Here is a 22,606-nt window from a genome sequence, read left to right as displayed (position 1 = left end):
GATCATAACCGCGACTCAGATCGGTGCCGCCCCGCGCAGGTGCTCGAAGATCAGCGAGGTCTGGGTGCCGGCGACGTCGGCGTCGGCGTTGAGGTTCTCGACCACGAACGAGCGCAGGTCCTCGGTGTCGCGGGCGGCGACGTGCAGCAGGAAATCGTCGGCGCCGGCGAGGAAATAGACGTCCATCACCTGCCGGCGGCGGCGGATCTGCCGGATGAAGCTGCGGATCTTGCCGCGCGCGTTGGACTGCAGGCTGACGGAGATCATCGCCTGCAGCGGCATGCCCACCGCGACCGGGTCGACGTCGGTGTAGAAACCCCGGATGACGCCGAGCTCCAGCAACCGCCGCACCCGGCCGTGACAGGTCGACGGCGCGATCCCGACCGCCTCGGCGAGCGCGTTGTTGGCGATGCGCGCGTCGGCGTGCAGCACACCCAGGATCCGGCGGTCCACGTCATCCAGGTCGGCGGGCCGGTCGGCGGGCCGAACATCCTTCGGCGGGCCACCCGGCGGACCCGCAGCTGGCGTCGACTTATCGGGCATACCCGCACACTATAGAATTATCGTCAGCATGTTTGAAGGTCCTTCGAACTTTCTTCACACTTGAGTCATGCGCGTCGGCGTCGTGACCGAGACCAAGAACAACGAGTTCAGGGTGGCCGTCACCCCGTCGGGCGTCGTCGAACTGACCCGCCGCGGCCACGAGGTTCTCATCCAGTCCGGCGCCGGGGAAGGGTCGGCGATCGCCGACGCGGACTTCAAGGCGGCGGGCGCCCAGTTGATCGGTGCCGCCGGGCAGGTGTGGTCGGACGCCGACCTGCTGCTCAAGGTCAAGGAACCGACGCTCGACGAGTACGGCTTCCTGCGGCCCGGCCAGGTGTTGTTCACGTTCCTGCATTTGGCCGCGTCGCGCGCCTGCACCGACGCGTTGTTGTCGTCGGGCACGACCTCGATCGCGTATGAGACCGTCCAATCCGCCGACGGCACGCTGCCGCTGCTCGCGCCGATGAGCGAGGTCGCGGGCCGGCTTTCCGCTCAGGTCGGGGCGTATCACCTGATGCGCACCCACGGCGGGCGCGGCGTGCTGATGGGCGGGGTGCCCGGCGTCGAACCGGCCGACGTCGTCGTGATCGGCGGCGGCACAGCGGGATACAACGCCGCCCGGGTGGCCGGCGGCATGGGCGCGGCCGTCACCGTCCTCGACGTCAAACTCGACAAGCTGCGACGCCTCGACGCCACGTTCGGGGGCGCGGTCCGCACCCGCCACTCGTCGGCCTACGAGCTCGAAACCGCCGTCAAGGCGGCCGACCTGGTGATCGGCGCCGTCCTGGTGCCGGGCGGAAGGGCGCCCAAGTTGGTCTCGAATTCGCTTGTGGCACAGATGAAACCGGGTGCGGTGTTGGTGGACGTCGCCATCGACCAGGGCGGCTGCTTCGAGGATTCGCGGCCGACCACCCACGATCGCCCCACCTTCGCCGTGCACGACACGCTGTTCTACTGCGTGACCAACATGCCCAGCGCGGTGCCCAAGACGTCGACGTACGCGCTGACCAACGCGACGATGCCCTACGTGCTCACGCTCGCCGACCGCGGCTGGCGGGCGGCGTGCCGGTCGGATCCGGCGCTGGCACACGGGCTTTCGACGCACGAGGGTGCGCTGCTGTCCGATCGGGTGGCCGCCGACCTCGATCTGGAGTTCACCGACCCGGCGAGCCTGCTGGCCTGACGCCGGGCTTCAGTCGGTTGCGGCGAGGCCGGCCACGATGTCGGCCGCCGGCCCGGGCCGGGCATCCTTGAATCCCGTTCCGGCCCAAAGGTTCATCCCGTCGGGGTCCTCCAGCTGGGCCGCCGCCGCCCGTATCGGCGCCGTCATCTGGTTCACCTCCGGATACCCCAGCGGCGCAACGCGATCGAAGATGCGGATGAACTCGTTCTCCAGGCCGCGCGCGTACCGCCCCGAGAACGCGCGCGTGACGATGGTCCTGCCGAACAGCGGGTTCACCATCGCGGTGCGGTGCGCCGGGTTGGTGCCCGCCTCGTCGGACAGCAGCAGCGCCGTGCCCACCTGCGCGGCCACCGCCCCCCTGCGCAGCACGGCCGCGACGTCCTCGGCGGTGCCCAGTCCGCCGGCCGCGACGATCGGCACGTCGTGCGCCCTGCGGATCCGGTCGATCAGCTGGTGCAGCGACTCGGTGCCGGGGTCCATGTCGGGCGCGAACGTGCCGCGGTGCCCGCCCGCGCCCGGGCCCTGGACCACCAGGCTGTCCGCGCCGGCGGCGATGGCGACCCCGGCCTCGTAGGCCGACGTCACCGTGATCATGACCAACAGCCCCAGCGCGCCCAGCCGGCGAATGACGTCCGGCGACGGCACGCCGAAGGTGAACGACACCAGCTCCGGGCGCACGTCGGCCACGACCTCCAGCTTGCGCTCCCAGTCGTCGTTGTCCCCGTACTCGGGCCGGCCGACCTCGACCTGGTAATGCTCGGCAATGTCCTCGAGCTCCTCCGCGTAGTACTCCAGCGCCACCCAGTCGGCGACACTGGGTTGGGGCACAAACAGGTTGACGCCGAGCGGGCCGGTGGTGGCCGCGCGCGCCGCGGCGATGTCGTCGGCGAACTGCTCGGCGGTGCGGTACCCGCCGGCGATGAAACCGAGCCCGCCCGCGTTGGTCACCGCGGCGGCCAGCGCCGGGGTGCCCGGGCCCCCGGCCATCGGCGCGCCCACGATGGGCACCATGATGTCCCAAAAGCCCAGTACCCTCTGGTCAACGAGCACCATCTGCGCTAATTTACCATCGCCCGAAGTTGTTGGGGCAGCGATCGTTTCGAGGCGTACGGACCCAAAACCGCGGCGCCGTAGCGCTTGCGCAGCAGCCGTCGCGCCACCGCGTTGACCTCGTCGACGGTGACCGCGTCGATCTGCCGCAGGGTGTGCTCGATGCTGCGGTGCCTGCCGTAGTTCAGTTCGCTGCGGCCGATGCGGCTCATCCGGGAGCTGGAATCCTCCAGGCCCAGCACGAGCCCGCCGCGCAACGAGCCCTTCGCGATGCGGCATTCGGATTCGGTGATGCCGTCGCGCGCCACCGCTTCCAGCACCTCGCTGGTCACCCGCATCACGTCGGCGAAACGCTCGGGCAGGCAGGCGGCGTACACCGACAGCGCGCCGCTGTCGGCGAAGATGTCCAGCGCCGAGTAGACCGAGTAGGCCAGGCCGCGCAACTCGCGAACCTGTTGGAACAGCCGCGAACTCAGCCCGCCGCCCAGCGCGGTGTGCAGCACCGACAGCGCCCAGCGGTGCTCCCACCGCCGCCCCGGCGTGCGCACGCCCAGGGACACGTGGGTCTGCTCGGCGTCCCGGCGTCCGAGCAGCAATCCGCCGCCGCCGTTCAACCGGCCGGAGCCCTTGCGCGGCGCGACGGGGTGGCGCCCGCGGACCAGTCGCGGCCCGAAGTGCTCGCGCACCAGCGCGACCACCTCGTCGTGGTCGACGTTGCCGGCGACCGCGACCACCATCCGCTCCGGCGTGTAGCGCCGCACGTGGAACGAGTGCAGCTGGGACCGCGTCATCGCCGACACCGACCGCGCGGTGCCGATCACCGGCCGGCCCACCGGGTGATCGCCGAACAGCGACGCCAGGAACATGTCGCCCAGCGCGTCCTCGGGGTCGTCGTCGCGCATCGCGATCTCCTCGAGCACCACGTCGCGTTCGAGCTCGACGTCGTCGGAGGCGCAGCGGCCGTTGAGGACCACGTCGGCGACCAGGTCGACGGCCAGCTCCAGGTCGCTGTCGAGCACGTGCGCGTAGTAGCAGGTGTGCTCCTTGGCGGTGAACGCGTTCAGCTCCCCGCCGACCGCGTCCATCGCCTGCGCGATGTCCACGGCGTTGCGGGTCGGGGTCGACTTGAACAGCAGGTGCTCCAGGAAGTGCGCCGCCCCGGCCACGCTGGCGCCCTCGTCCCGCGACCCGACGCCGACCCAGACGCCGACCGACGCGGATCGCACCGCCGGCAGGTACTCGGTGACCACCCGCAACCCGCCCGGCAGGGTGGTGCGGCGCAGGCGATGTTCGGGCGCGGCTTCGGCGGCTGCTGGCCTTCTAAACGGAACTGGCGGCATCGGCTGGCGCGGCCGCCGGGGCGTCGGGGGCCGTGCTGTCCTCTTCGCCCAGCAGGACCAGCGAGATCTTGCCGCGCTTGTCGATGTCGGCGATCTCGACCCGCAGCTTGTCGCCGACGTTCACCACGTCCTCGACCTTCGCGATCCGCTTGCCCTTGCCGAGTTTGGAGATGTGCACCAGCCCGTCGCGCCCCGGCAGCAGCGACACGAAGGCGCCGAAATCCGTTGTTTTGACCACGGTTCCGAGGAATCGCTCCCCCACCGTCGGCAGCTGCGGGTTGGCGATGGCGTTGATCTTGTCGATCGCGGCCTGCGCCGACGGCCCGTCGGTGGCGCCGACGAACACGGTGCCGTCGTCCTCGATGGAGATCTGCGCGCCGGTCTCCTCGGTGATGGCGTTGATGACCTTGCCCTTGGGGCCGATGACCTCGCCGATCTTGTCGACCGGGACCTTGATGGTGGTCACCCGCGGCGCGTACGGGCTCATCTCGTCGGGCGAGTCGATGGCCTCGGCCATGACCTCCAGGATGGTCAGCCGGGCATCGCGGGCCTGCTCGAGCGCGCCCGCCAGCACCTGCGACGGGATCCCGTCGAGCTTGGTGTCCAGCTGCAGCGCGGTGACGAAGTCCTTGGTGCCGGCGCACTTGAAGTCCATGTCGCCGAACGCGTCCTCGGCGCCCAGGATGTCGGTCAGCGTCACGAAGCGGCGCTCGGTGCGACCGTCGGTCTCGACGTCGTCGGAGACCAGGCCCATCGCGATGCCCGCCACCGGCGCCTTCAGCGGCACCCCGGCGTTGAGCAGCGCCAGCGTGGAGGCGCACACCGAGCCCATCGACGTCGAGCCGTTGGAGCCCAGCGCCTCCGACACCTGCCGGATCGCGTACGGGAACTCCTCGACGCTGGGCAGCACCGGGATCAGGGCGCGCTCGGCCAGGGCGCCGTGCCCGATCTCGCGCCGCTTGGGCGAGCCGACCCGGCCGGTCTCGCCGGTGGAGAACGGCGGGAAGTTGTAGTGATGCATGTAGCGCTTGGACGTCTCGGGCCCCAGCGAGTCGATCTGCTGGGCCATCTTGACCATGTCCAGCGTCGTCACGCCCAGGATCTGCGTCTCGCCGCGCTCGAACAGCGCGCTGCCGTGCGCGCGCGGCACGACGGCGACCTCGGCCGACAACGCGCGGATGTCGGTGATGCCCCGGCCGTCGATGCGGAAGTGGTCGGTGAGGATGCGCTGGCGCACCAGCTTCTTGGTCAGCGACCGGAACGCGGCGCTGACCTCCTTCTCGCGGCCCGCGTAGGTGCCGGAGTCTCCGGTGAACCGCTCCAGAACCTGTGCCCTGATCTCCTCGGTGCGCTCGTTGCGTTCGGCCTTGCCGGGGATGGTCAGCGCGGCGGCCAGCTCGTCGGTGGCCACCGAGGACACCGAGTAGTACACGTCGTCGGCGTAGTCGGGGAACACCGGGTACTCGTTGGTCGGCCTCGCGGCGGCGTCGGCGAGCTCCTGCTGGGCCGCGCACAGCACGGCGATGAACGGCTTGGCCGCCTCCAGGCCCTGCGCCACAACGCTTTCCGTCGGGGCCTGGGCGCCGCGCTCGACGAGCTCGATGACGTTCTCGGTGGCCTCGGCCTCGACCATCATGATCGCCACGTCGGGCTTGCCTTCGTGTTGGCCGACGATCCGGCCGGCCACCACCATGTCGAACACCGCCCGTTCGATCTGCTCGACGGTGGGGAACGCGACCCAGGTGCCGTCGATCAGCGCCACCCGCACACCCCCGATGGGGCCGGAGAACGGCAGGCCGCCCAGCTGGGTGGAGGCCGACGCGGCGTTGATGGCCAGCACGTCGTAGAGGTCGTTGGGGTCCAGGCTCAGGATCGTCACCACGATCTGGATCTCGTTGCGCAGGCCGTCCACGAACGACGGGCGCAGCGGACGGTCGATGAGCCGACAGGTCAGGATCGCGTCGGTGGACGGCCTGCCCTCGCGGCGGAAGAACGAACCGGGGATGCGGCCCGCGGCGTACATCCGCTCCTCGACGTCGACGGTCAGCGGGAAGAAGTCGAAGTGCTCCTTGGGGGACTTGCTGGCGGTGGTCGCCGACAGCAGCATGTTCTCCTCGTCCAGGTAAGCGACCACGGCGCCGGCGGCCTGCTGGGCCAGCCTGCCGGTCTCGAATCGGACGGTGCGGGTGCCGTAGCTCCCGTTGTCGATGGTGGCGGTTGCCTCGAACACGCCTTTTTCTATTTCAGCTACAGACATGGGTGTCCGTACGGCCTCTCTGGGTTATTCAGCTTTTTCGCGTCGTCGCGCGCAACTACCCCGAGAGCTTCCCAAATTTCCCTGAGAGGAAGAAGTCTGAATGCGGCTACGGCCATCGATCGAAGCGGCCGACCTGCCCCAGATCCGGAGAGCCCGGCAGCCACTACCGAAGACCGCCCGATGCAGACCGGGCAGCTCCCTTGGACGTGCACAGTGACACGCTGGAACGGCACGCGCGGATCTGCGCGAACCGCACCGTTTGCCCGGGCCGGGTGGGCCCAGAACGCTCTCACTCTACACGGGCGGATTCGCCCGGGTCAGCGCCGCAGACCCAGCCGCTCGATCAGCGAGCGGTACCGCTCGACGTCGATCTGGGAGATGTACTTGATCAGCCGCCGCCGGCGCCCGACCAGCAGCAGCAATCCCCGCCGCGAGTGGTGGTCGTGCTTGTGCACCTTGAGGTGCTCGGTCAGGTCCGCGATCCGCCTGGTCAGAAGCGCGATCTGCGCCTCCGGGGACCCGGTGTCGGTGTCGTGCAGGCCGTACTGGCTGAGGATTTCTTTTTTCTGCTCGGCTGTAAGCGCCACGAAGCTACTCCATCAATTGGTCCGCGATCATCGAGGTATCAAGGCGCGGCCACCGCGAACCGCAGCGCGCGCCGATGTCGTCCGGCAGTTTAGCAGCCCGGCCGGTCAGCCCGCCGAGAGCAGCGCGCGCGCCCGCTCGGTGTCGTTGTCCATCGCGGCGATGAGGTCGCCCACCGAGTCGAACTTGCGCTGCCCGCGGATGCGCGCGACGAAGTCCAGGGCCACGTGCTGCCCGTACAGGTCGGCGGTGGTGTCGAGGACGAACGCCTCGACCGTGCGGGTGCGTCCGGAGAAGGTCGGATTGGTGCCGACGGAGACGGCGGCCTCGTAGCGCTCGCCGGGGACCATCGCCCCGGGGGCCCCCGCCCCCTGACCGTGCCCGAGGACGGTGAACCAGGCGGCGTACACGCCGTCGGCGGGGATGGCCGAATACATCGGCGGCGCCACGTTCGCGGTGGGAAAGCCCAGCTCCGCGCCGCGGCCGTGGCCGCGGACCACCACGCCCTCGACGCGGTGCGGGCGGCCCAGCGCCTCGGTGGCCGCGACCATGTCGCCGGCGTCCACGCAGGACCGGACATAGGTGGAGGAGACCGTGACGGTTTCGTTGCTGTGGTGCTCGGACAGCAGCGACATCGACTCGACCGCGAATCCGAACCGCGCGCCGGCCTTGCGCAGGGTGTCGACGTTGCCCGTGGCCTTCTTGCCGAAGGTGAAGTTCTCGCCCACCACGACCTCCACCACGTGCAGGTGTTCCACCAGCAGCTCGTGGACGTAGCGCTCCGGGGTGAGCTTCATGAAGTCGGTCGTGAACGGCATCACCAGGAAGACGTCGATGCCCAGCTCCTCGACGAGCTCGGCGCGGCGGGTCAGCGTGGTCAGCTGCGCGGGGTGGCTGCCGGGATAGACCACTTCCATCGGGTGCGGGTCGAACGTCATCAACACGGAAGGAACGTTGCGGGTGCGGGCGGCCTTCACGGCGTGCGCGATGAGCTCGGCATGGCCGCGGTGCACACCATCGAAGACCCCGATGGTGACCACGCATCTGCCCCAGTCCGTGGGGATCTCGTCCTGGCCCCGCCACCGCTGCACGACCGCAAGCCTACGGCGTCGCAGGTTCGCGCCTAAACTTTCTGCTTGTGAGGGCTGACGACGAGCCTGGCGGTCTCACCGCGGTTGGCCAGGACTATCTGAAGGTCATCTGGAATGCCCAGGAGTGGTCGCCCGCGGGGGCGCCGCAGCGGGTCAGCACCAAGATGCTGGCCGAGAAGATCGGCGTGTCCGCCAGCACCGCGTCGGAGTCGATCCGCAAGCTGGCCGAGCAGGGCCTGGTGGATCACGAGAAGTACGGGGCGGTGACCCTGACCGAGGCGGGCCGGCGGGCCGCGCTGGAGATGGTGCGCCGCCACCGGCTGCTGGAGACCTTCCTGGTCAACGAGCTCGGCTACGGCTGGGACGAGGTGCACGACGAGGCGGAGGTGCTCGAGCACGCGGTGTCGGACCGGCTGGTGGCCCGCATCGACGCCAAGCTGGGATTCCCGCGGCGCGACCCGCACGGCGACCCGATCCCCGCCTCCGACGGGCAGGTCCCGACGCCCCCCGCCCGGCAGCTGTGGGCGTGCGGCGACGGCGACACCGGGACGGTGGCCCGCATCTCCGACTCCGATCCGGAGATGCTGCGCTACTTCGACAGCGTCGGGATCAGCCTCGACTCCCGGGTGCGGGTGCTGACCCGCCGCGAATTCGCCGGCATGATCTCGGTGGCGATCGAATGCGCCGACGGCGCCGAGGCCACCGTCGACCTGGGCAGCCCGGCGGCCCGCGCGATCTGGGTGACGGCCTGACGGTCCTTCGCCGAGCGTGAAACTGCTGCGAGATTTCGGCGGCGGATTCGCAACAGCTTCACTCTCGGCGATGCGGGGCTAGGTGCCCAGCAGGCCCTTGGCGATGTGGGTGACCTGGACCTCGTTGCTGCCGGCGTAGATCATCAGCGACTTCGCGTCGCGGGCCAGCTGCTCCACCCGGTACTCGGCCATGTAGCCGTTGCCGCCGAACAGCTGCACGGCCTCCATCGCGACGTCGGTGGCGGCCTCCGACGAGTACAGCTTGATCGCCGACGCCTCGGCCAGCGTCAGCGGCTTGCCGGCCCGCTGCCGCTCGATCACCTGAAACACCATGTTCTGCACGTTCATTCGGGCGATCTCCATCTTGGCCAGCTTGAGCTGGATCAGCTGGAACTGCCCGATGTTGCGGCCCCACAGCGTGCGGCTCTTGGCGTAATCCACGCACAGCCGGTGGCATTCGTTGATGATGCCCAAAGCCATCATCGCGATCCCGATCCGCTCGGCGGCGAAGTTGGCGCGGGCGCTGTCGCGGCCGTCGCCGTGCTGTTCGCTCTCGCCGAGCAGCCGGTCGGGGCTCAGCCGCACGTTGTCGAAGAACAGCTCGCCCGTCGGCGAGGACATCATGCCCATCTTCTTGAACGGCTTGCCCTGCGTCAGGCCCGGCATGCCCGCGTCGAGCACGAAGACGACCACCGGCCGGTTCCGCTTGTCTTCCTTGCTCAAGGAGGCGTCGCCCTCGTCGAGCTTGGCGTAGACCACCAGGACGTCGGCGTAGGGCCCGTTGGTGATGAAGGTCTTCTGCCCGTTGAGGATGTAGTCCTCGCCGTCGCGCTTGACGTTAGTCTTCATGCCGCCGAACGCGTCCGAGCCGGAGTCCGGCTCGGTGATGGCCCACGCCGCGATCTTTTTCAGCGTCATCAGGTCGGGCAGCCAGCGTTCCTTCTGGGCCAGCGTGCCGCGGCTGGCGATGGTCGCCGCGCCCAGGCCGATGCTGACCGACGCGGTGCTCAGCAGCCCGATGCTGACGCCGGCGATCTCGGAGACCAGCACCGCCATCATCGACGCCTGCGCGCCGCCGCCGAAACCGCCTGAGCCGCCACCGCTTTCGCGGTTCCCCGCACGCTCGGAGTCCAGCATCTTCTGGACGGCCTCGGCGGCCATGACGTCGAGGCCGAACTGGCTGAACAGCTTGCGGGCGATCGGATAGGGCGACAGCGCGCCCGTCTCCAGCTCGTCGAGGTGCGGGCGGATCTCCTTGTCGATGAACTGGCGGACGGCGTCCCGCACCATCAGGTCGGTGTCGGACCACTCGATCATGGCGCCCTTAGCGTTCGGCGCGCTGGTAGGCGGTGACGACGGCGGCGCCGCCCAGCCCGATGTTGTGCTGCAAAGCGGCGCTGACGTTGTCGACCTGACGCTTGTCCGCGGTGCCGCGCAGCTGCCAGGTCAGCTCGGCGCACTGCGCCAGACCCGTCGCGCCCAGCGGGTGCCCCTTGGAGATCAGGCCGCCGGACGGGTTGACCACCCAGCGTCCGCCGTAGGTGGTGTCGCCGTTGTCGATCAGCTTGGGCGCCTCACCCGGGCCGCACAGGCCGAGGGCCTCGTAGAGCAGCAGCTCGTTGGCCGAGAAGCAGTCGTGCAGCTCGATCACCTGGAAGTCGGCGGGCCCGAGCCCGCACTGGTCATAAACCTGTTGCGCCGCTTGGACATTCATGTCGTAGCCGATGAGGTTCTTGGCGCTGCCGTCGAACGTCGAGGCGAAGTCCGTCGTCATCGCCTGCCCGACGATCTCCACCGACTGTCCGGCCAGCCCGTGGCTGTCGACGAAGCGCTCGGAGGCCACGATGGCCGCGCCCGAGCCGTCCGACGTGGGCGAGCACTGCAGCTTGGTCAGCGGGTCGGAGATCATCCGGGCCGCCAGGATGTCATCGAGGGTGTAGGACTCCTGGAACTGCGCGAAGGGATTGTTCACCGAGTGCTTGTGGTTCTTGTAGCCGATCTTGGCGAAGTGCTCGGCGGTGGTGCCGTGCTGCCGCATGTGCTCGCGGCCGGCGGCGCCGAACATCCACGGCGCGACGGGCATCGCGAACTCGTCGATCTCGGCCATCGCCTTGACGTGCTTGCCCATCGGCGACTCGCGGTCCTGCGCGCCGCCGCTCAGCGCGCCCGGCTGCATCTTCTCGAAGCCCAGCGCGATCGCGCAGTCGACCAGGCCGCCGCGGACGGCCTGCGCCGCCAGGAAAAGCGCCGTCGAGCCCGTCGAGCAATTGTTGTTGACGTTGACGATCGGGATGCCGGTCATGCCCAGCTCGTACAGCGCCCGCTGCCCCGACGTCGAGTCGCCGGCGACGTAGCCGACGTAGCCCTGCTGCACCTCGCCGTAGTCGATGCCGGCGTCGGCCAGCGCGTTGGTCCCCGACTCCCGCGCCATGTCCGGGTAGTCCCAGCCCTCGCGGCGGCCCGGCTTCTCGAACTTCGTCATGCCGACGCCGACGACGTAAACCTTGTTTGTCATTGCCCTAGCGTACGGCGGGTGTCTACAGCGTCGCGGGCCGGATGACGACCACCGGTTTGGTCCGCGAGCCCTCGTCGCGCAGCAGCGCCATCACCCGGCCGTCCGGGTCGGTGGCCGCGTAGACGCCATCGATGCCGGCCGGCGTCAGCGACCGGCCGTGGCCGGTGGCCTCGGCCTCCGCGGCGGTCAGCTCGCGGCGCGGAAACATCAGCAGGCACGCCTCGTCCAGCGTGAAGCTCAGCCGGGGCCGCTCGGCCAGGTCGTCGAGCGAGCGCGCCTGTCCCACCGCGAACCGGCCGACCCGGGTGCGCCGCAACGACGTCAGGTGCCCGCCGACGCCCAGCGCCGCGCCCAGGTCGCGGGCCAGCGCGCGGATGTAGGTCCCCGACGAGCAGTCGACCTCGACGTCGACGTCGACGACCCGGTCGTGGGACCGGACGTCGCACACCTCGAACCGGTCGATGCGCACCGGTCGGGCCTCGAGTTGCACGTCGCGGCCCTCACGCGCCAACCGGTAGGCGCGACGCCCGCCGACCTTGATCGCGCTGACGGTCGACGGCACCTGCCGGATCTCGCCGCGCAGCCCCGCGACCGCGGCCTCGATCGCCTCCCGCGTCACGCGCTCGGCCGAAACAGATTGCAGCACTTCGCCTTCCGCGTCATCGGTGGTGGTGGTCTGGCCGAGGCGGACGGTCGCCGCATACGACTTCGACGCCGCCGTCAGCAGGCCGAGGATCTTGGTGGCGCGCTCGACCCCGATCACCAGCACGCCGGTGGCCATCGGGTCCAGCGTCCCCGCGTGTCCCACCCGGCGGGTGGAGAAGATCCGGCGGCACCGCCCCACGACGTCGTGACTGGTCATTCCGGCGGGCTTGTCGACGACGACAATGCCCGCGCTCATAGCACGATCGCGGTCAGCACCAGCCCGCGATCGACCGACCAGCGCCCCCGCAGCGCGGTCAGCGGCGGGCCCGACAGGGCGGCGCCGTCGATCAGGATCTTGGAGACGAACACCCCGGCGGCTCCCCCGGCCGCGGGATCGACGTCGAACACCACGTGCGCGTCCTCGAAGCCCAGCCAACGCTCGGTCAGCGGAAACCACGCCTTATAGGTTGCCTCCTTGGCGCAGAACAGGATTCGGTCCCAGTGCAGGCCCTCGGGCAGGGCGGCGATCTCGTGGCGCTCCTCTTCGAGGGTGATCGCGTCCAGCACGCCGTCGGGCAGCACGTCGTGCGGTTCGGCGTCGATGCCCACCGAACGCACCGGGCCGCTGCGCCCCACCACCGCGCCGCGGTAGCCCGTGCAGTGCGTGAGGCTGCCGACCACGCCGTCGGGCCAGCACGGTTGTCCCTTGTCGCCCTTGAGGATCGGCGCCGGCGGCACGCCGAGCTGATCCAGCGCCATCCGCGCGCAGTGGCGCACGGTGACGAACTCGTTGCGCCGCTTGGCAACCGAGCGGGCGATCAGCGGCTCCTCCTCGGGCAGCGGGGACAGGCCGGGCGGGTCGGTGTAGACCTCCGAATGCGCCAGGTCCCCGGACGCCGGCAGCACCGACGACACCAGTGTGTGCGCCGTCATCGTGACTGCCGCTGCCGCAACCGTTCCCGGAACTGTGCGGCCTGCCGGCGCATCTCGGGGGTGATCACGAAGTGGCCGCCGAAGTCGTTGAGGTAGCCCGGCGCGTATTGCGGGTCGGGCAGCACCTGCCGCAGCCACGTGTAGGGCTTGCGGCGCCGCCACTCCCGCGGGTATCCCACCGACACCTCCTCGAAGCGCACCTCGTCGTGCCAGGTGGTCCGCGGGATGTGCAGGTGGCCGTAGACCGAGCAGACGGCGTTGTAGCGGGTGTGCCAGTCGGCGGTCTTGGTGGTGCCGCACCACAGCGAGAACTCCGGGTAGAACAGCGCGTCGCAGGGCTCGCGCACCAGCGGGAAGTGGTTGACCAGCACGGTCGGCGTCATCCAGTCCAGCTGTTCGAGGCGGTCGCGGGTGACCTCGAGCCGCTCCCGGCACCAGGCCTCGCGGGTGGGGTAGGGCTCCGGCGACAGCAGGAACTCGTCGGTGGCCACCACGTTGCGCTCCCGCGCGATGGCCAGCCCCTCGGCTTTGCTCATCGCCCCCTCCGGCAAGAAGCTGTAGTCGTAGAGCAGGAACATCGGCACGATGGTGGCCGGGCCGCCGCGCTCGGTCCACACCGGGAACGGATGCTCGGGCGTGACGACGCCCATCTCGTCGCACATGTTGACCAGGTAGTCGTAGCGGGCCTTCCCGAAGACCTGCACGGGATCCCGGTTGGTGGTCCACAGCTCGTGGTTGCCCGGCACCCAGATCACCTTGGCGAACCGGCGTCGCAGCAGGTCGAGCGCCCAGCGGATGTCGTCGGTGCGTTCGGCGACGTCGCCGGCGACGATCAGCCAATCGTCCGGCGACGACGGGTGCAGCGACTCGGTGACCGGCTTGTTGCCGATGTGCCCGGTGTGCAGGTCGGAGACGGCCCACAGGGTTGGTTGTCCCCCGTTGCTCGACTGCTGACTCGCCACGACAGACCAGCCTAACGACCCGGCGCGACGAGCCGGTTTCGGCCGGGCCCTTGCCCGGGGGGATTAGAACATGTTCTCGTTTCACTGTGACGGTGCTGACCCGACTTGTACACTCCCGGCAAGGGCCCGCCGAGGCGTCAGGGGGTGTCGTGTTCACCAGGGTGCGTCTGATCGGGGCGGTCGCTGCGCTGATCGCGGCGGCGCTGGGCGGCACGGTGGGCTGGCAAAGCGGCCCGCCCGCGCCGGCCGCGCGCAAGGCCGTCGAGCTGCGATCGACCGCCGCGCCGCTGGAGACCCCGGAGACCACGATGAAGAGCCCGATCGTGGCGACCACCGACCCGCGCCCGTTCGACGCGTGCGAGGACATCCCGTTCGACGTCGTGCAGCGGCTCGGGTTGGCGTTCACCCCGCCCGAACACGAGGACGGGCTGCGCTGCCACTTCGACGCGGGCAACTACCAGGTGGCCGTCGAGCCCATCATCTGGCGCAAGTACGAGGAGTCGCTGCCGCCGGACGCCCTGGAGACCACGATCGCCGGGCACCGCGCCGCCACGTACTGGGTCCTCAAGCCGACCTATCACAACAGCTACTGGTACTTCTCCTGCATGGTCGCGTTCAAGACCAGCTACGGGGTGCTGCAGCAGGCGCTGTACTACTCGACGATCTACTCCAACCCCGAGGTCGACTGCCCGTCAACCAACCTGCAGCGGGCCAACGACCTGGCGCCGTACTACAAGTTCTAGGCGATCGTCCACGTCAAAGGGCAACCGTGGCCGGTCGGCCTTTAGCCTGATGGTCGTGACGGCAACACCCGTGAAGACATCCCTGAAGCGACTCGGCGACAACGCCCTTGGCCGAGCGTTGCGTCTGCCGCGGGCGACCACCGAGTACACCGTGCATCGGGTCGGGGTCCCGATGCGCGACGGGGTCCACCTGGTGGCCGACCACTACGCGCCGACCACCCCGGCACCCGCCGGCACCGTGCTGGTCCGCGGCCCCTACGGGCGGGGATTTCCCTTCTCGCTGGTCTTCGCCAGGCTGTATGCCGCCCGCGGCTACCACGTGGTGTTGCAGAGCGTGCGCGGGACGTTCGGGTCCGGCGGGCGGTTCGAGCCGATGGTCAACGAGTCCGCCGACGGCGCCGACACCGTCGGGTGGCTGCGCGAGCAGCCCTGGTTCACCGGCCGGTTCGCGACGATCGGGATCTCGTATCTTGGATTCACGCAGTGGGCGCTGCTGGCGTCCGATCCGCCGCCGGAACTGGCGGCGGCCGTGATCACCGCGGGCCCGCACGATTTCCTGGCCTCCGTGTGGGGCACCGGCTCGTTCGCGGTCAACGACTTTTTGGCCTGGAGCGACCTGGTGGCCCGGCAGGAGGGTCCCAGGCGAATCTCGACGGCAGTCCCGCAACTGCTGGGTCCCCGCAAGGTCGCCGACGCGGCGGCCGGAATACCGATGGGCGCCGCGGCCCGGGCCCTGCTCGGCGACGGTGCGCCCTGGTTCGAATCGTGGGCCCGCCCTCCCGAACACGACGAATCGTTCTGGGAGGCACTGCGGTTCGGCGAGGCGCTCGATCGCGTGCAGGTGCCGGTGCTCCTGCTGGGTGGCTGGCAGGACATCTTCCTGCGGCAGACCCTGCAGCAGTACACGCATCTGCGCCGCCGGCGCGTCGACACCGCCCTCACGATCGGCCCCTGGACGCACACCCAGCTGCTCACCAAGGGATTGGCCGCCTGCGCGCGAGAATCGCTGGACTGGCTGGACGCCCACCTGGGTGACGGCACGCCGAGCCGCCCCAGCCGCGTCCGCGTCTGCGTCACCGGCCACGGGTGGCACAACCTGAACGACTGGCCGCCCAAGACCACCGAGCACGCGCTGTACCTGCGGCCCGGGCGGTATCTGGACGAGGTCGCGCCGACCGGCCTGGCCGGCGTGGCACCGGCGACGTTTCGCTACGACCCCGCCGACCCGACGCCCACAACCGGTGGCCCGCTGCTCTCCCTGAACGGTGGCTACCGCGACGACAGCCGGCTCGCATTGCGCGACGACGTGCTCGCCTTCACCGGCGCGACCCTCACCCGCGACCTGTGCGTGTACGGCAGCCCCGTCGTCGAGCTCGCGCATGCCGCGGACAATCCGCATGTCGACCTGTTCGTCCGGGTGAGCGAGGTCGATGCCAAGGGCCGCTCCCGAAATGTCAGCGACGGCTACCGCCGGCTGGGGGCCGCCACCAAGGCGGTTAGAGGGACGGTGCGCATCGAGCTCGACGGGATCGCCCACCGTTTCCGGGCCGGCTCGCGCATCCGCCTGCTGATCGCCGGCAGCTGGTTTCCCCGCTACGCGCGCAATCTCGGCACGGGCGAACCGATTCTGACGGGCCGGCAGTCGAAGCCGGCCACCCACACCGTGCGCTACGAGCGCTCCCGGCTGCTGCTTCCCGTCGGCCCGCCCGACCCGTCAGCCGACGGCGTCGCGGACCCGGACGGCGACCTCGGCTAGCGCGGCTTCGCTATAGACGGGGTCATGGACGGGCGCCGCCAGGTCCGGCCGCACCGGCAGCTGCACCCAGCTCTTGCAGCCCGCGTACTCGGGGGTGCGGGTGATTCGCACCGGCTCGGCCAACGGGATCACGGAGACCACCAACACGGCCAGTTTGTGCTTGGGCCGGAAGTCGAGCCGATCGGCCCGCACCGACTCGGGCGTCCAGATGTGCAGATCCTCGATCGCCGCCAGCCCGTCGGGCCGGTTGACCTCTTGTGCGGCAACAACTTTCGCGGCGGCCCGGATCACCAGGTGCTCGTCGGTGCTGTCGGCGGCCGCCGGTGGCAACAGGTCGCGATGCTCGGGCCGGACGCGCTGCGCGTGGCTGTGCGCGACCGTCGGAAACAGCAGGAACTCCTGCGCCGCCACCTCGAACCGCTTCTCATGGATGCCGCCCTTGCGCAACAGCACCCGCTGGCGGCCGTCCAGCAGCGCGTGCACGACCGCGCTCCACTCCTTGAGCGCGGGTGCGGTTGCCGTCAAGGTCAATTCGCCGCCATTTCGCCGGTCATTTCGCCGCGGCCAGCCGGGCCACCACCTCGGGCCGGCGCAGCGGCGGGACGGTCTTGGGCGGCTGGCGCCGCGGCGGCAGGGCGCGCAGCAACCGCGTCGTCGTCTCGGTGACCTCGGCCACCGCGGCCTCGAACGCCTCGGCGTTGGCTGCGGACGGGCGGGTGATGCCGCTGACCTTGCGCACGTACTGGCGCGCGGCGGCGGCGATCTCCTCGGCCGTGGCCGCGGGCTGCAAGCCCCGCAATTCGGTGATGTTCCGGCACATGCCCTCAACGATAACCGCGGGCCGCGGGCCTCTACGGTGTTGTCATGACCGACGACATCCTGCTGATCGGCACCGACGAGCGGGTGCGAACCCTGACGCTGAACCGGCCGCAATCCCGCAACGCGCTGTCCTCGGCGTTGCGGGACCGGTTCTTCGGCGCCCTGGCCGACGCGGAGGCCGACGACGACGTCGACGTCGTCATCCTCACCGGCGCCGACCCGGTGTTCTGCGCCGGGCTGGATCTCAAGGAGCTGGGCAGCGAGTCGGCGCTGCCGGACATCTCGCCGCGCTGGCCGCCGATGACCAAGCCGGTCATCGGCGCCGTCAACGGCGCCGCGGTCACCGGCGGCCTGGAGCTGGTCCTGTACTGCGACATCGTGATCGCCTCGGAGCGGGCGCGTTTCGCCGACACCCACGCCCGGGTGGGGCTGCTGCCCACCTGGGGGTTGAGCGTGCGATTACCGCAGAAGGTGGGCGTCGGCCTGGCCCGGCGGATGAGCCTGACCGGCGACTACCTGTCGGCCGCCGACGCGCTGCGGGCCGGGCTGGTGACCGAGGTGGTGCCGCACGAGAAGTTGCCGGCCGCCGCCCGCGGGGTGGCGGCCAGCATCGTCGGCAACAACCAGGACGCGGTGCGGGCGTTGCTGGCGTCCTACCACCGGATCGACGAGTCGCAAACCAGCGAGGGGCTTTGGCTGGAGGCCATGGCGGCCCGCCAATTCCGGACCAGCGGTGCCGACATCGCCGCCAACCGCGAGGCCGTGCTGCAACGCGGACGCTCCCAGGTGCGCTAGCCGAGCGCGGCGCGCAGTGACGCGACGGCGTCGTCGATCGACCCGTTGATCGAATAGCCGGCGGCCAGCTTGTGACCACCGCCGCCGAACACCGACGCGACCGCCGCCAGATCCACGTCGGACTTGGCCCGCATGGACACCGACCAGTGCTGCGGGTCGACCTCCTTGAACACGGCGGCCACCTCGGCCTGCTGCGTTGTGCGCACGATGTCGACGATGCTCTCGACTTCCTCCGGGCGCGAATTGACCCATTCGGAGTTGTCGACGACCGCGTAGACCAGGCCGCGGCCGCCCGCCGCGTCGGGCACCAGCTGCGCCGAGCCCAGCACCCGCGACAGCAGCGGCAGCCACGCGAACGGATGGGTGTCCATCAGCGCCCGGCTGATCGCGGCGTTGTTCACGCCGGCGTCCACCAGCCGGGCCGCCAGCCGGAGCGCCCGGGCGCTGGCCCAGCGGAACGACCCGGTGTCGGTCGTCAGCCCCGCGTAGATGCAGTGCGCGACATCGGTGTCGATCGGCTTGCCCCACGCGTCGAGAAGCTCGGCGACCAACAGCGTGGTGGAGTCCGCCGTCGGGTCGACGAAGTTGGCGGTGCCGAACATGTCGTTGGAGGCGTGGTGGTCGATCACCAGCAGGTGGTGGTCCGGGCCGGCCAGGTCGATCAGGGCACCGAGCCGCTTGGCGCTCGGAACATCAACGGTCACAACAAGATCCACGTCGCGGCGGATCTCGTCGGGGCCGACCAGCAGGTGGCACCCGGGCAGCGACCGCAGCGACTCCGGCAACGCCTCCGGCGCGGCGAAACTGACCTCGACGGCCTTGCCGCACCTGTCCAGGACCGTGGCCAGCGCCAGCCCGGCGCCGATGGTGTCGGCGTCCGGGTGGACGTGGCAGATCACCGCGATCGTCGTCGCCGCCGACAGCAACTCGGCGGCGCCGGCGGCGTCGACCCGCGCCCCCGCGATCGGGGCGGCGGGCGGCTCAGTCTTCGCGTTGATCGTCGTCACCGGTGTCCTTAGCGTCGGGCCCGCTATCACGGTACGGATCGGCCTCCCCCGCCGGCTTGGCACCCACCCGAACCCGCGCCAGATCGGCGTCCGCCGCGCGGGCACGGGCCAGCAGCTCGTCCATCCGCCGCACGTGGTCGGACGTCGTGTCCCGGGTGAACGTCAGCGTGGGGGTGAAGCGCACCCCGGTGCCCGCGCCGACCCTGGTGCGCAGCGTGCCCTTGGCCCGCTCCAGCGCGGCCGCCGCGGCACCGTAGTCCGGCTCGTCGTCCAGCGTTCGCCCCATCACCGTGTAGAACACCGTCGCGTCGTGCAGGTCGGCCGTCACCTTCGTGTCGACGATGGTCACCCCGTCCAGCCCGGGATCCTTGATCTCGAACTCGATCGCCGAGGCGACGATCGTGTTGATCCGCTTGGCCAGCCGGCGCGCCCGAGCGGGGTCAGCCATGCCGGCCGCCCATCAGGTGCGCTCCTTTTGCACCAGCTCGTAGGTCTCGATGACGTCGCCTTCCTTGATGTCGTTGTAGCCCAACGTCATACCGCACTCGAAGCCCTCGCGGACCTCGGTCACGTCGTCCTTCTCCCGCCGCAGCGAGGTCACCGTGAGGTTGTCGGCGACGACGATGTTGTCGCGCAGCAGCCGGGCCTTGGCGTTGCGGCGCACGATGCCGGAGGTGATCATGCAGCCGGCGATGATGCCGACCTTCGAGGACCGGAAGATCGCGCGGATCTCGGCGCGCCCCAGCTCGTTCTCCTCGTAGATCGGCTTGAGCATGCCGCGCAGGGCTTTCTCGATCTCGTCGATCGCCTGGTAGATCACCGAGTAGTAGCGGATGTCCACGCCCTCGCGGTTGGCCAGCTCCGTCGCCTTCCCCTCGGCGCGCACGTTGAAGCCGATGATCACCGCGTCCGAGGCCGACGCCAGGTTGACGTTGGTCTCGGTGATGCCGCCGACGCCGCGGTCGATGACCCGCAGCGCGACCTCGTCGTCGACCTGGATGCCCATCAGGGCCTCCTCCAGCGCCTCGACCGTGCCGGCGTTGTCGCCCTTGAGGATCAGGTTCAGCTGGCTGGTTTCCTTCAGCGCCGAGTCCAGGTCCTCCAGGCTGATCCGCTTGCGGCTGCGGGCCGCCAGCGCGTTGCGCTTGCGGGCGCTGCGCCGGTCGGCGATCTGGCGGGCGATGCGGTCCTCGTCGACGACCAGGAAGTTGTCGCCCGCGCCGGGCACCGACGTGAAGCCGATGACCTGCACCGGCCGCGACGGCAGCGCCTCCTCGACGTCCTCGCCGTGCTCGTCGACCATGCGGCGCACCCGCCCGTAGGCGTCGCCCGCGACCACCGAGTCGCCGACGCGCAGCGTCCCGCGCTGCACCAAAACCGTTGCGACGGGCCCGCGTCCGCGGTCCAGGTGCGCCTCGATCGCCACACCCTGGGCCTCCATGTCGGGGTTGGCCCGCAGGTCCAGGGCGGCGTCCGCGGTCAGCAGCACCGCCTCCTCCAGCGCCTCGATGTTGGTGCCGACCTTCGCCGAGATGTCAACGAACATCGTGTCGCCGCCGAATTCCTCTGGCACCAAACCGTATTCGGTGAGCTGCCCGCGGATCTTGGCCGGGTCGGCGCCCTCCTTGTCGATCTTGTTCACCGCCACCACGATCGGCACGTCGGCGGCCTGCGCGTGGTTGATGGCCTCCACCGTCTGCGGCATCACGCCGTCGTCGGCGGCGACCACCAGGATCGCGATGTCGGTGGCCTTGGCGCCGCGGGCACGCATGGCGGTGAACGCCTCGTGGCCCGGGGTGTCGATGAAGGTGATCAGCCGCTCGGTGCCGTCGAGGTCGACGGACACCTGGTAGGCGCCGATGTGCTGGGTGATGCCGCCGGCCTCGGCCTCGCGGACGTTGGCCTTGCGGATGGTGTCCAGCAGCCGGGTCTTACCGTGGTCGACGTGGCCCATCACGGTCACCACCGGCGGACGGGTCTGCAGGTCCTCCTCGGTGCCCTCGTCCTCGCCGTAGGTGAGGTCGAACGACTCGAGCAGCTCGCGGTCCTCGTCCTCGGGGGACACGACCTGGACGTTGTAGTTCATCTCACTGCCCAGCAGCTCGAGCGTCTCGTCGCCGACCGACTGGGTGGCCGTCACCATCTCGCCGAGGTTGAACAGCGCCTGCACCAGCGCGGCCGGGTTGGCGTCGATCTTCTCGGCGAAGTCGGACAGCGACGCCCCGCGCGCCAGCCGGATCGTCTCGCCGTTGCCGTGCGGCAACCGCACACCGCCGACGACCGGCGCCTGCATCGAGTCGTATTCCTGGCGCTTCTGCCGCTTGGACTTGCGGCCGCGCCGGGGCGCACCGCCGGGACGGCCGAACGCGCCCGCGGCGCCGCCGCGCTGTCCGGGACGGCCGCCGCCACCGGGACGGCCGCGAAAACCACCGGGCGCGGCGCCGACGCCGCCCCCGCCGCCGCCGCGGTAGTTACCGCCGCCGCCGTCGGAGCGGCCGCCACCGGGCCCACCGGGCCGGCCGCCCCCGGGCCGGGGCCCACCGGCGCGGGCCGGGCGACCCTGCGCCGCGGCCCCGCCGGGACGGGGCGGCATGCTGCCCGGCGACACCCCCGGGCGGGGCATCCCGGGCCGGGCCGCGCCGGGACGGGGCGCGGGCGGACGGGGAATGGGGCGGTCGACGGGTTGCGCCGACGAGAACGGGTTGTTGCCGACGCGCGGGGTGCGCACGCCGGGCTTCGGCGCCGGACCGGGACGCGGCCCCGGCGCCATGCCCTGGGTCGGCTGGCCGGGGGCCGGGCCTGCAGGCTGACCCGGGGGCGGCGCGGGCCGTCCGGGCGCCTGGGGCGCCGGCGCTTCGGCCGTCGCGGCCGGGGAACCCTGGGCGACGGCGTCGGCACGCTTGGCCGGCGCGCCGGCCTCACCGTTGCCGACGGACTTGTCGACCCCCTTGTCGGCCGCCTTGGCCGCCTTGGCGGGAGCCTTGGCGGCCTTGTCGGCGGCGGGCTTGCCCCCGCCGAACGATTCGCGCAGCCGGCGGGCGACCGGCGCCTCTACCGTCGACGACGCGGATTTGACGAATTCGCCCTGTTCATTCAGCCGGGCGAGCACTTCCTTACTGGTGACACCGAGTTCCTTGGCCAACTCGTGTACGCGGGCCTTACCTGCCACTACATCTCCTGTCTATGAGGCGACAGTCGTGGGCCGGCCGCGCCTCGGGTTTAGCTATGACGCATTGTCATCGGGACTTCACGGTGTGCTCATGTTCTTTGCTGCCTCTTCTGTTGCCGGGTCGGGCGCACTGAGCAACTCTACGTGCTCGACCACCGCGGATGTATCCGGTGCACCGGTGATTCGCAGCGCTTTGGTGAAAGCCCGCCGCCGAATCGCCTGTTGGACGCACTGCGGTACGGGATGCAGCCATGCACCCCGCCCCGGCAGGCTACTCCCCGCGTCAACGATCACGGCGTATTCGCCGTTCCCGGTCGACACGGCCACCACGCGAAGCAGTTCGACGGCCAGCTCTCGCTTTCGGCACCCGACGCACGTTCGCACAGGTCCACCTGGGTGTCGGTGCGCCCGTGTGCCGGGGGCCGAAGGCTCGCGCTGAATCACGGCTCAGTGTAGCCGCA

22 protein-coding genes are annotated in these 22,606 nt (G+C 70.4%); 5 read left to right on the top strand and 17 right to left on the bottom strand.

Annotated features, from left to right (window positions below; translation table 11 throughout):
* Positions 1-15: 15 nt before the first annotated feature.
* Complete coding sequence (gene aldR, locus AC5Y6X_RS07390) at positions 16-543, bottom strand: HTH-type transcriptional regulator AldR (RefSeq protein WP_499985605.1); 528 nt, start codon at positions 541-543, stop codon at positions 16-18.
* Positions 544-610: 67 nt separating this feature from the next.
* Here aldR and ald point away from each other — a divergent pair, with 67 nt between their 5' ends.
* Positions 611-1,726, top strand: a complete 1,116-nt coding sequence (gene ald, locus AC5Y6X_RS07385; protein WP_499985604.1) for an alanine dehydrogenase — start codon at positions 611-613, stop codon at positions 1,724-1,726.
* Positions 1,727-1,735: 9 nt separating this feature from the next.
* Here ald and AC5Y6X_RS07380 read toward each other — a convergent pair whose 3' ends face one another.
* The 5 genes from AC5Y6X_RS07380 to AC5Y6X_RS07360 form a co-directional block, all read right to left on the bottom strand.
* Entirely contained in the window at positions 1,736-2,779 is a 1,044-nt protein-coding gene (locus AC5Y6X_RS07380) for a nitronate monooxygenase (RefSeq protein WP_499985602.1), read from the bottom strand.
* 5 nt (positions 2,780-2,784) lie between these two features.
* Positions 2,785-4,116, bottom strand: a complete 1,332-nt coding sequence (locus AC5Y6X_RS07375; RefSeq protein WP_499985601.1) for a M16 family metallopeptidase — start codon at positions 4,114-4,116, stop codon at positions 2,785-2,787.
* On the bottom strand, positions 4,097-6,373 hold the full coding sequence (locus AC5Y6X_RS07370; RefSeq protein ID WP_499985599.1) for a polyribonucleotide nucleotidyltransferase: 2,277 nt from the start codon (positions 6,371-6,373) through the stop codon (positions 4,097-4,099). The genes AC5Y6X_RS07375 and AC5Y6X_RS07370 overlap by 20 nt, the downstream gene beginning before the upstream one ends.
* 317 nt (positions 6,374-6,690) lie before the next feature.
* Positions 6,691-6,960 carry a 30S ribosomal protein S15 gene (rpsO, locus tag AC5Y6X_RS07365; RefSeq protein ID WP_324680613.1) on the bottom strand — a complete coding sequence of 90 codons (270 nt, stop codon included), beginning with the start codon at positions 6,958-6,960 and terminating at the stop codon, positions 6,691-6,693.
* 105 nt (positions 6,961-7,065) lie between these two features.
* The gene (locus AC5Y6X_RS07360) at positions 7,066-8,049 is read right to left on the bottom strand and encodes a bifunctional riboflavin kinase/FAD synthetase (protein WP_499985598.1); all 984 of its coding nucleotides are present in this window, start codon (positions 8,047-8,049) and stop codon (positions 7,066-7,068) included.
* Positions 8,050-8,096: 47 nt separating this feature from the next.
* Here AC5Y6X_RS07360 and mntR point away from each other — a divergent pair, with 47 nt between their 5' ends.
* The gene (gene mntR, locus AC5Y6X_RS07355; protein ID WP_324680617.1) at positions 8,097-8,801 is read left to right on the top strand and encodes a manganese-binding transcriptional regulator MntR; all 705 of its coding nucleotides are present in this window, start codon (positions 8,097-8,099) and stop codon (positions 8,799-8,801) included.
* A gap of 78 nt (positions 8,802-8,879) precedes the next feature.
* Here the strand turns inward: mntR and AC5Y6X_RS07350 are convergent, their stop codons facing one another.
* The 5 genes from AC5Y6X_RS07350 to pptH are packed head-to-tail and all read right to left on the bottom strand — an operon-like array spanning position 8,880 to position 13,856.
* Positions 8,880-10,118: an acyl-CoA dehydrogenase family protein gene (locus AC5Y6X_RS07350; RefSeq protein ID WP_499985596.1), complete on the bottom strand. Its 1,239-nt coding sequence runs from the start codon at positions 10,116-10,118 to the stop codon at positions 8,880-8,882.
* 7 nt (positions 10,119-10,125) lie between these two features.
* Positions 10,126-11,316, bottom strand: coding sequence for a lipid-transfer protein (locus AC5Y6X_RS07345; protein WP_499985595.1), 1,191 nt, complete (start codon positions 11,314-11,316; stop codon positions 10,126-10,128).
* A gap of 22 nt (positions 11,317-11,338) precedes the next feature.
* On the bottom strand, positions 11,339-12,217 hold the full coding sequence (truB, locus tag AC5Y6X_RS07340; protein WP_499985593.1) for a tRNA pseudouridine(55) synthase TruB: 879 nt from the start codon (positions 12,215-12,217) through the stop codon (positions 11,339-11,341).
* Positions 12,214-12,894: a 4'-phosphopantetheinyl transferase PptT gene (pptT, locus tag AC5Y6X_RS07335; protein WP_499985591.1), complete on the bottom strand. Its 681-nt coding sequence runs from the start codon at positions 12,892-12,894 to the stop codon at positions 12,214-12,216. The genes truB and pptT overlap by 4 nt, the downstream gene beginning before the upstream one ends.
* Positions 12,891-13,856, bottom strand: a complete 966-nt coding sequence (gene pptH, locus AC5Y6X_RS07330) for an ACP phosphodiesterase PptH (protein ID WP_499985590.1) — start codon at positions 13,854-13,856, stop codon at positions 12,891-12,893. The genes pptT and pptH overlap by 4 nt, the downstream gene beginning before the upstream one ends.
* Positions 13,857-14,005: 149 nt before the next feature.
* Between pptH and AC5Y6X_RS07325 the strand changes: the two genes are divergently transcribed.
* Both AC5Y6X_RS07325 and AC5Y6X_RS07320 read left to right on the top strand, forming a co-directional pair.
* A complete protein-coding gene (locus AC5Y6X_RS07325) occupies positions 14,006-14,599 on the top strand; it encodes a DUF3558 domain-containing protein (protein WP_499985589.1) in 594 nt (197 codons plus the stop codon).
* Positions 14,600-14,648: 49 nt separating this feature from the next.
* Positions 14,649-16,355, top strand: coding sequence for a CocE/NonD family hydrolase (locus AC5Y6X_RS07320; protein WP_499985587.1), 1,707 nt, complete (start codon positions 14,649-14,651; stop codon positions 16,353-16,355).
* Here AC5Y6X_RS07320 and AC5Y6X_RS07315 read toward each other — a convergent pair.
* On the bottom strand, positions 16,314-16,886 hold the full coding sequence (locus AC5Y6X_RS07315) for a DUF1802 family protein (protein WP_499985585.1): 573 nt from the start codon (positions 16,884-16,886) through the stop codon (positions 16,314-16,316). The genes AC5Y6X_RS07320 and AC5Y6X_RS07315 overlap by 42 nt on opposite strands.
* Positions 16,887-16,905: 19 nt before the next feature.
* Positions 16,906-17,175, bottom strand: a complete 270-nt coding sequence (locus AC5Y6X_RS07310; protein WP_499985583.1) for a DUF2277 family protein — start codon at positions 17,173-17,175, stop codon at positions 16,906-16,908.
* A gap of 44 nt (positions 17,176-17,219) precedes the next feature.
* Between AC5Y6X_RS07310 and AC5Y6X_RS07305 the strand changes: the two genes are divergently transcribed.
* Positions 17,220-17,969 (top strand): enoyl-CoA hydratase, encoded by a 750-nt coding sequence (locus AC5Y6X_RS07305; protein ID WP_324680638.1) that lies wholly within the window; start codon positions 17,220-17,222, stop codon positions 17,967-17,969.
* Here AC5Y6X_RS07305 and AC5Y6X_RS07300 read toward each other — a convergent pair.
* From AC5Y6X_RS07300 to AC5Y6X_RS07285, 4 genes are all read right to left on the bottom strand, one after another.
* A complete protein-coding gene (locus AC5Y6X_RS07300; protein WP_499985582.1) occupies positions 17,966-18,976 on the bottom strand; it encodes a DHH family phosphoesterase in 1,011 nt (336 codons plus the stop codon). The genes AC5Y6X_RS07305 and AC5Y6X_RS07300 overlap by 4 nt on opposite strands.
* Positions 18,951-19,424, bottom strand: coding sequence for a 30S ribosome-binding factor RbfA (gene rbfA / locus AC5Y6X_RS07295; RefSeq protein WP_324680642.1), 474 nt, complete (start codon positions 19,422-19,424; stop codon positions 18,951-18,953). The genes AC5Y6X_RS07300 and rbfA overlap by 26 nt, the downstream gene beginning before the upstream one ends.
* A 12-nt stretch (positions 19,425-19,436) precedes the next feature.
* Positions 19,437-22,145 carry a translation initiation factor IF-2 gene (infB, locus tag AC5Y6X_RS07290; RefSeq protein ID WP_499985581.1) on the bottom strand — a complete coding sequence of 903 codons (2,709 nt, stop codon included), beginning with the start codon at positions 22,143-22,145 and terminating at the stop codon, positions 19,437-19,439.
* A gap of 78 nt (positions 22,146-22,223) precedes the next feature.
* Complete coding sequence (locus AC5Y6X_RS07285) at positions 22,224-22,466, bottom strand: YlxR family protein (RefSeq protein WP_324681611.1); 243 nt, start codon at positions 22,464-22,466, stop codon at positions 22,224-22,226.
* Positions 22,467-22,606 lie beyond the last annotated feature (140 nt).

The organism is Mycobacterium sp. NGS26, assembly GCF_059813025.1.
Note: the sequence above shows the minus strand (reverse complement) of the source record. Positions and strands in the feature narration are given on the sequence as shown.

What these genes read in the sequence shown, in the direction of transcription:
- aldR (WP_499985605.1), bottom strand. Translation starts at nt 543, where the DNA reads ATGCCCGATAAGTCGACGCCAGCTGCGGGTCCGCCGGGTGGCCCGCCG.
- ald (WP_499985604.1), top strand. Translation starts at nt 611, where the DNA reads ATGCGCGTCGGCGTCGTGACCGAGACCAAGAACAACGAGTTCAGGGTG.
- AC5Y6X_RS07380 (WP_499985602.1), bottom strand. Translation starts at nt 2,779, where the DNA reads ATGGTGCTCGTTGACCAGAGGGTACTGGGCTTTTGGGACATCATGGTG.
- AC5Y6X_RS07375 (WP_499985601.1), bottom strand. Translation starts at nt 4,116, where the DNA reads ATGCCGCCAGTTCCGTTTAGAAGGCCAGCAGCCGCCGAAGCCGCGCCC.
- AC5Y6X_RS07370 (WP_499985599.1), bottom strand. Translation starts at nt 6,373, where the DNA reads ATGTCTGTAGCTGAAATAGAAAAAGGCGTGTTCGAGGCAACCGCCACC.
- AC5Y6X_RS07350 (WP_499985596.1), bottom strand. Translation starts at nt 10,118, where the DNA reads ATGATCGAGTGGTCCGACACCGACCTGATGGTGCGGGACGCCGTCCGC.
- AC5Y6X_RS07345 (WP_499985595.1), bottom strand. Translation starts at nt 11,316, where the DNA reads ATGACAAACAAGGTTTACGTCGTCGGCGTCGGCATGACGAAGTTCGAG.
- truB (WP_499985593.1), bottom strand. Translation starts at nt 12,217, where the DNA reads ATGAGCGCGGGCATTGTCGTCGTCGACAAGCCCGCCGGAATGACCAGT.
- pptT (WP_499985591.1), bottom strand. Translation starts at nt 12,894, where the DNA reads ATGACGGCGCACACACTGGTGTCGTCGGTGCTGCCGGCGTCCGGGGAC.
- AC5Y6X_RS07320 (WP_499985587.1), top strand. Translation starts at nt 14,649, where the DNA reads ATGGTCGTGACGGCAACACCCGTGAAGACATCCCTGAAGCGACTCGGC.
- AC5Y6X_RS07310 (WP_499985583.1), bottom strand. Translation starts at nt 17,175, where the DNA reads ATGTGCCGGAACATCACCGAATTGCGGGGCTTGCAGCCCGCGGCCACG.
- AC5Y6X_RS07305 (WP_324680638.1), top strand. Translation starts at nt 17,220, where the DNA reads ATGACCGACGACATCCTGCTGATCGGCACCGACGAGCGGGTGCGAACC.
- rbfA (WP_324680642.1), bottom strand. Translation starts at nt 19,424, where the DNA reads ATGGCTGACCCCGCTCGGGCGCGCCGGCTGGCCAAGCGGATCAACACG.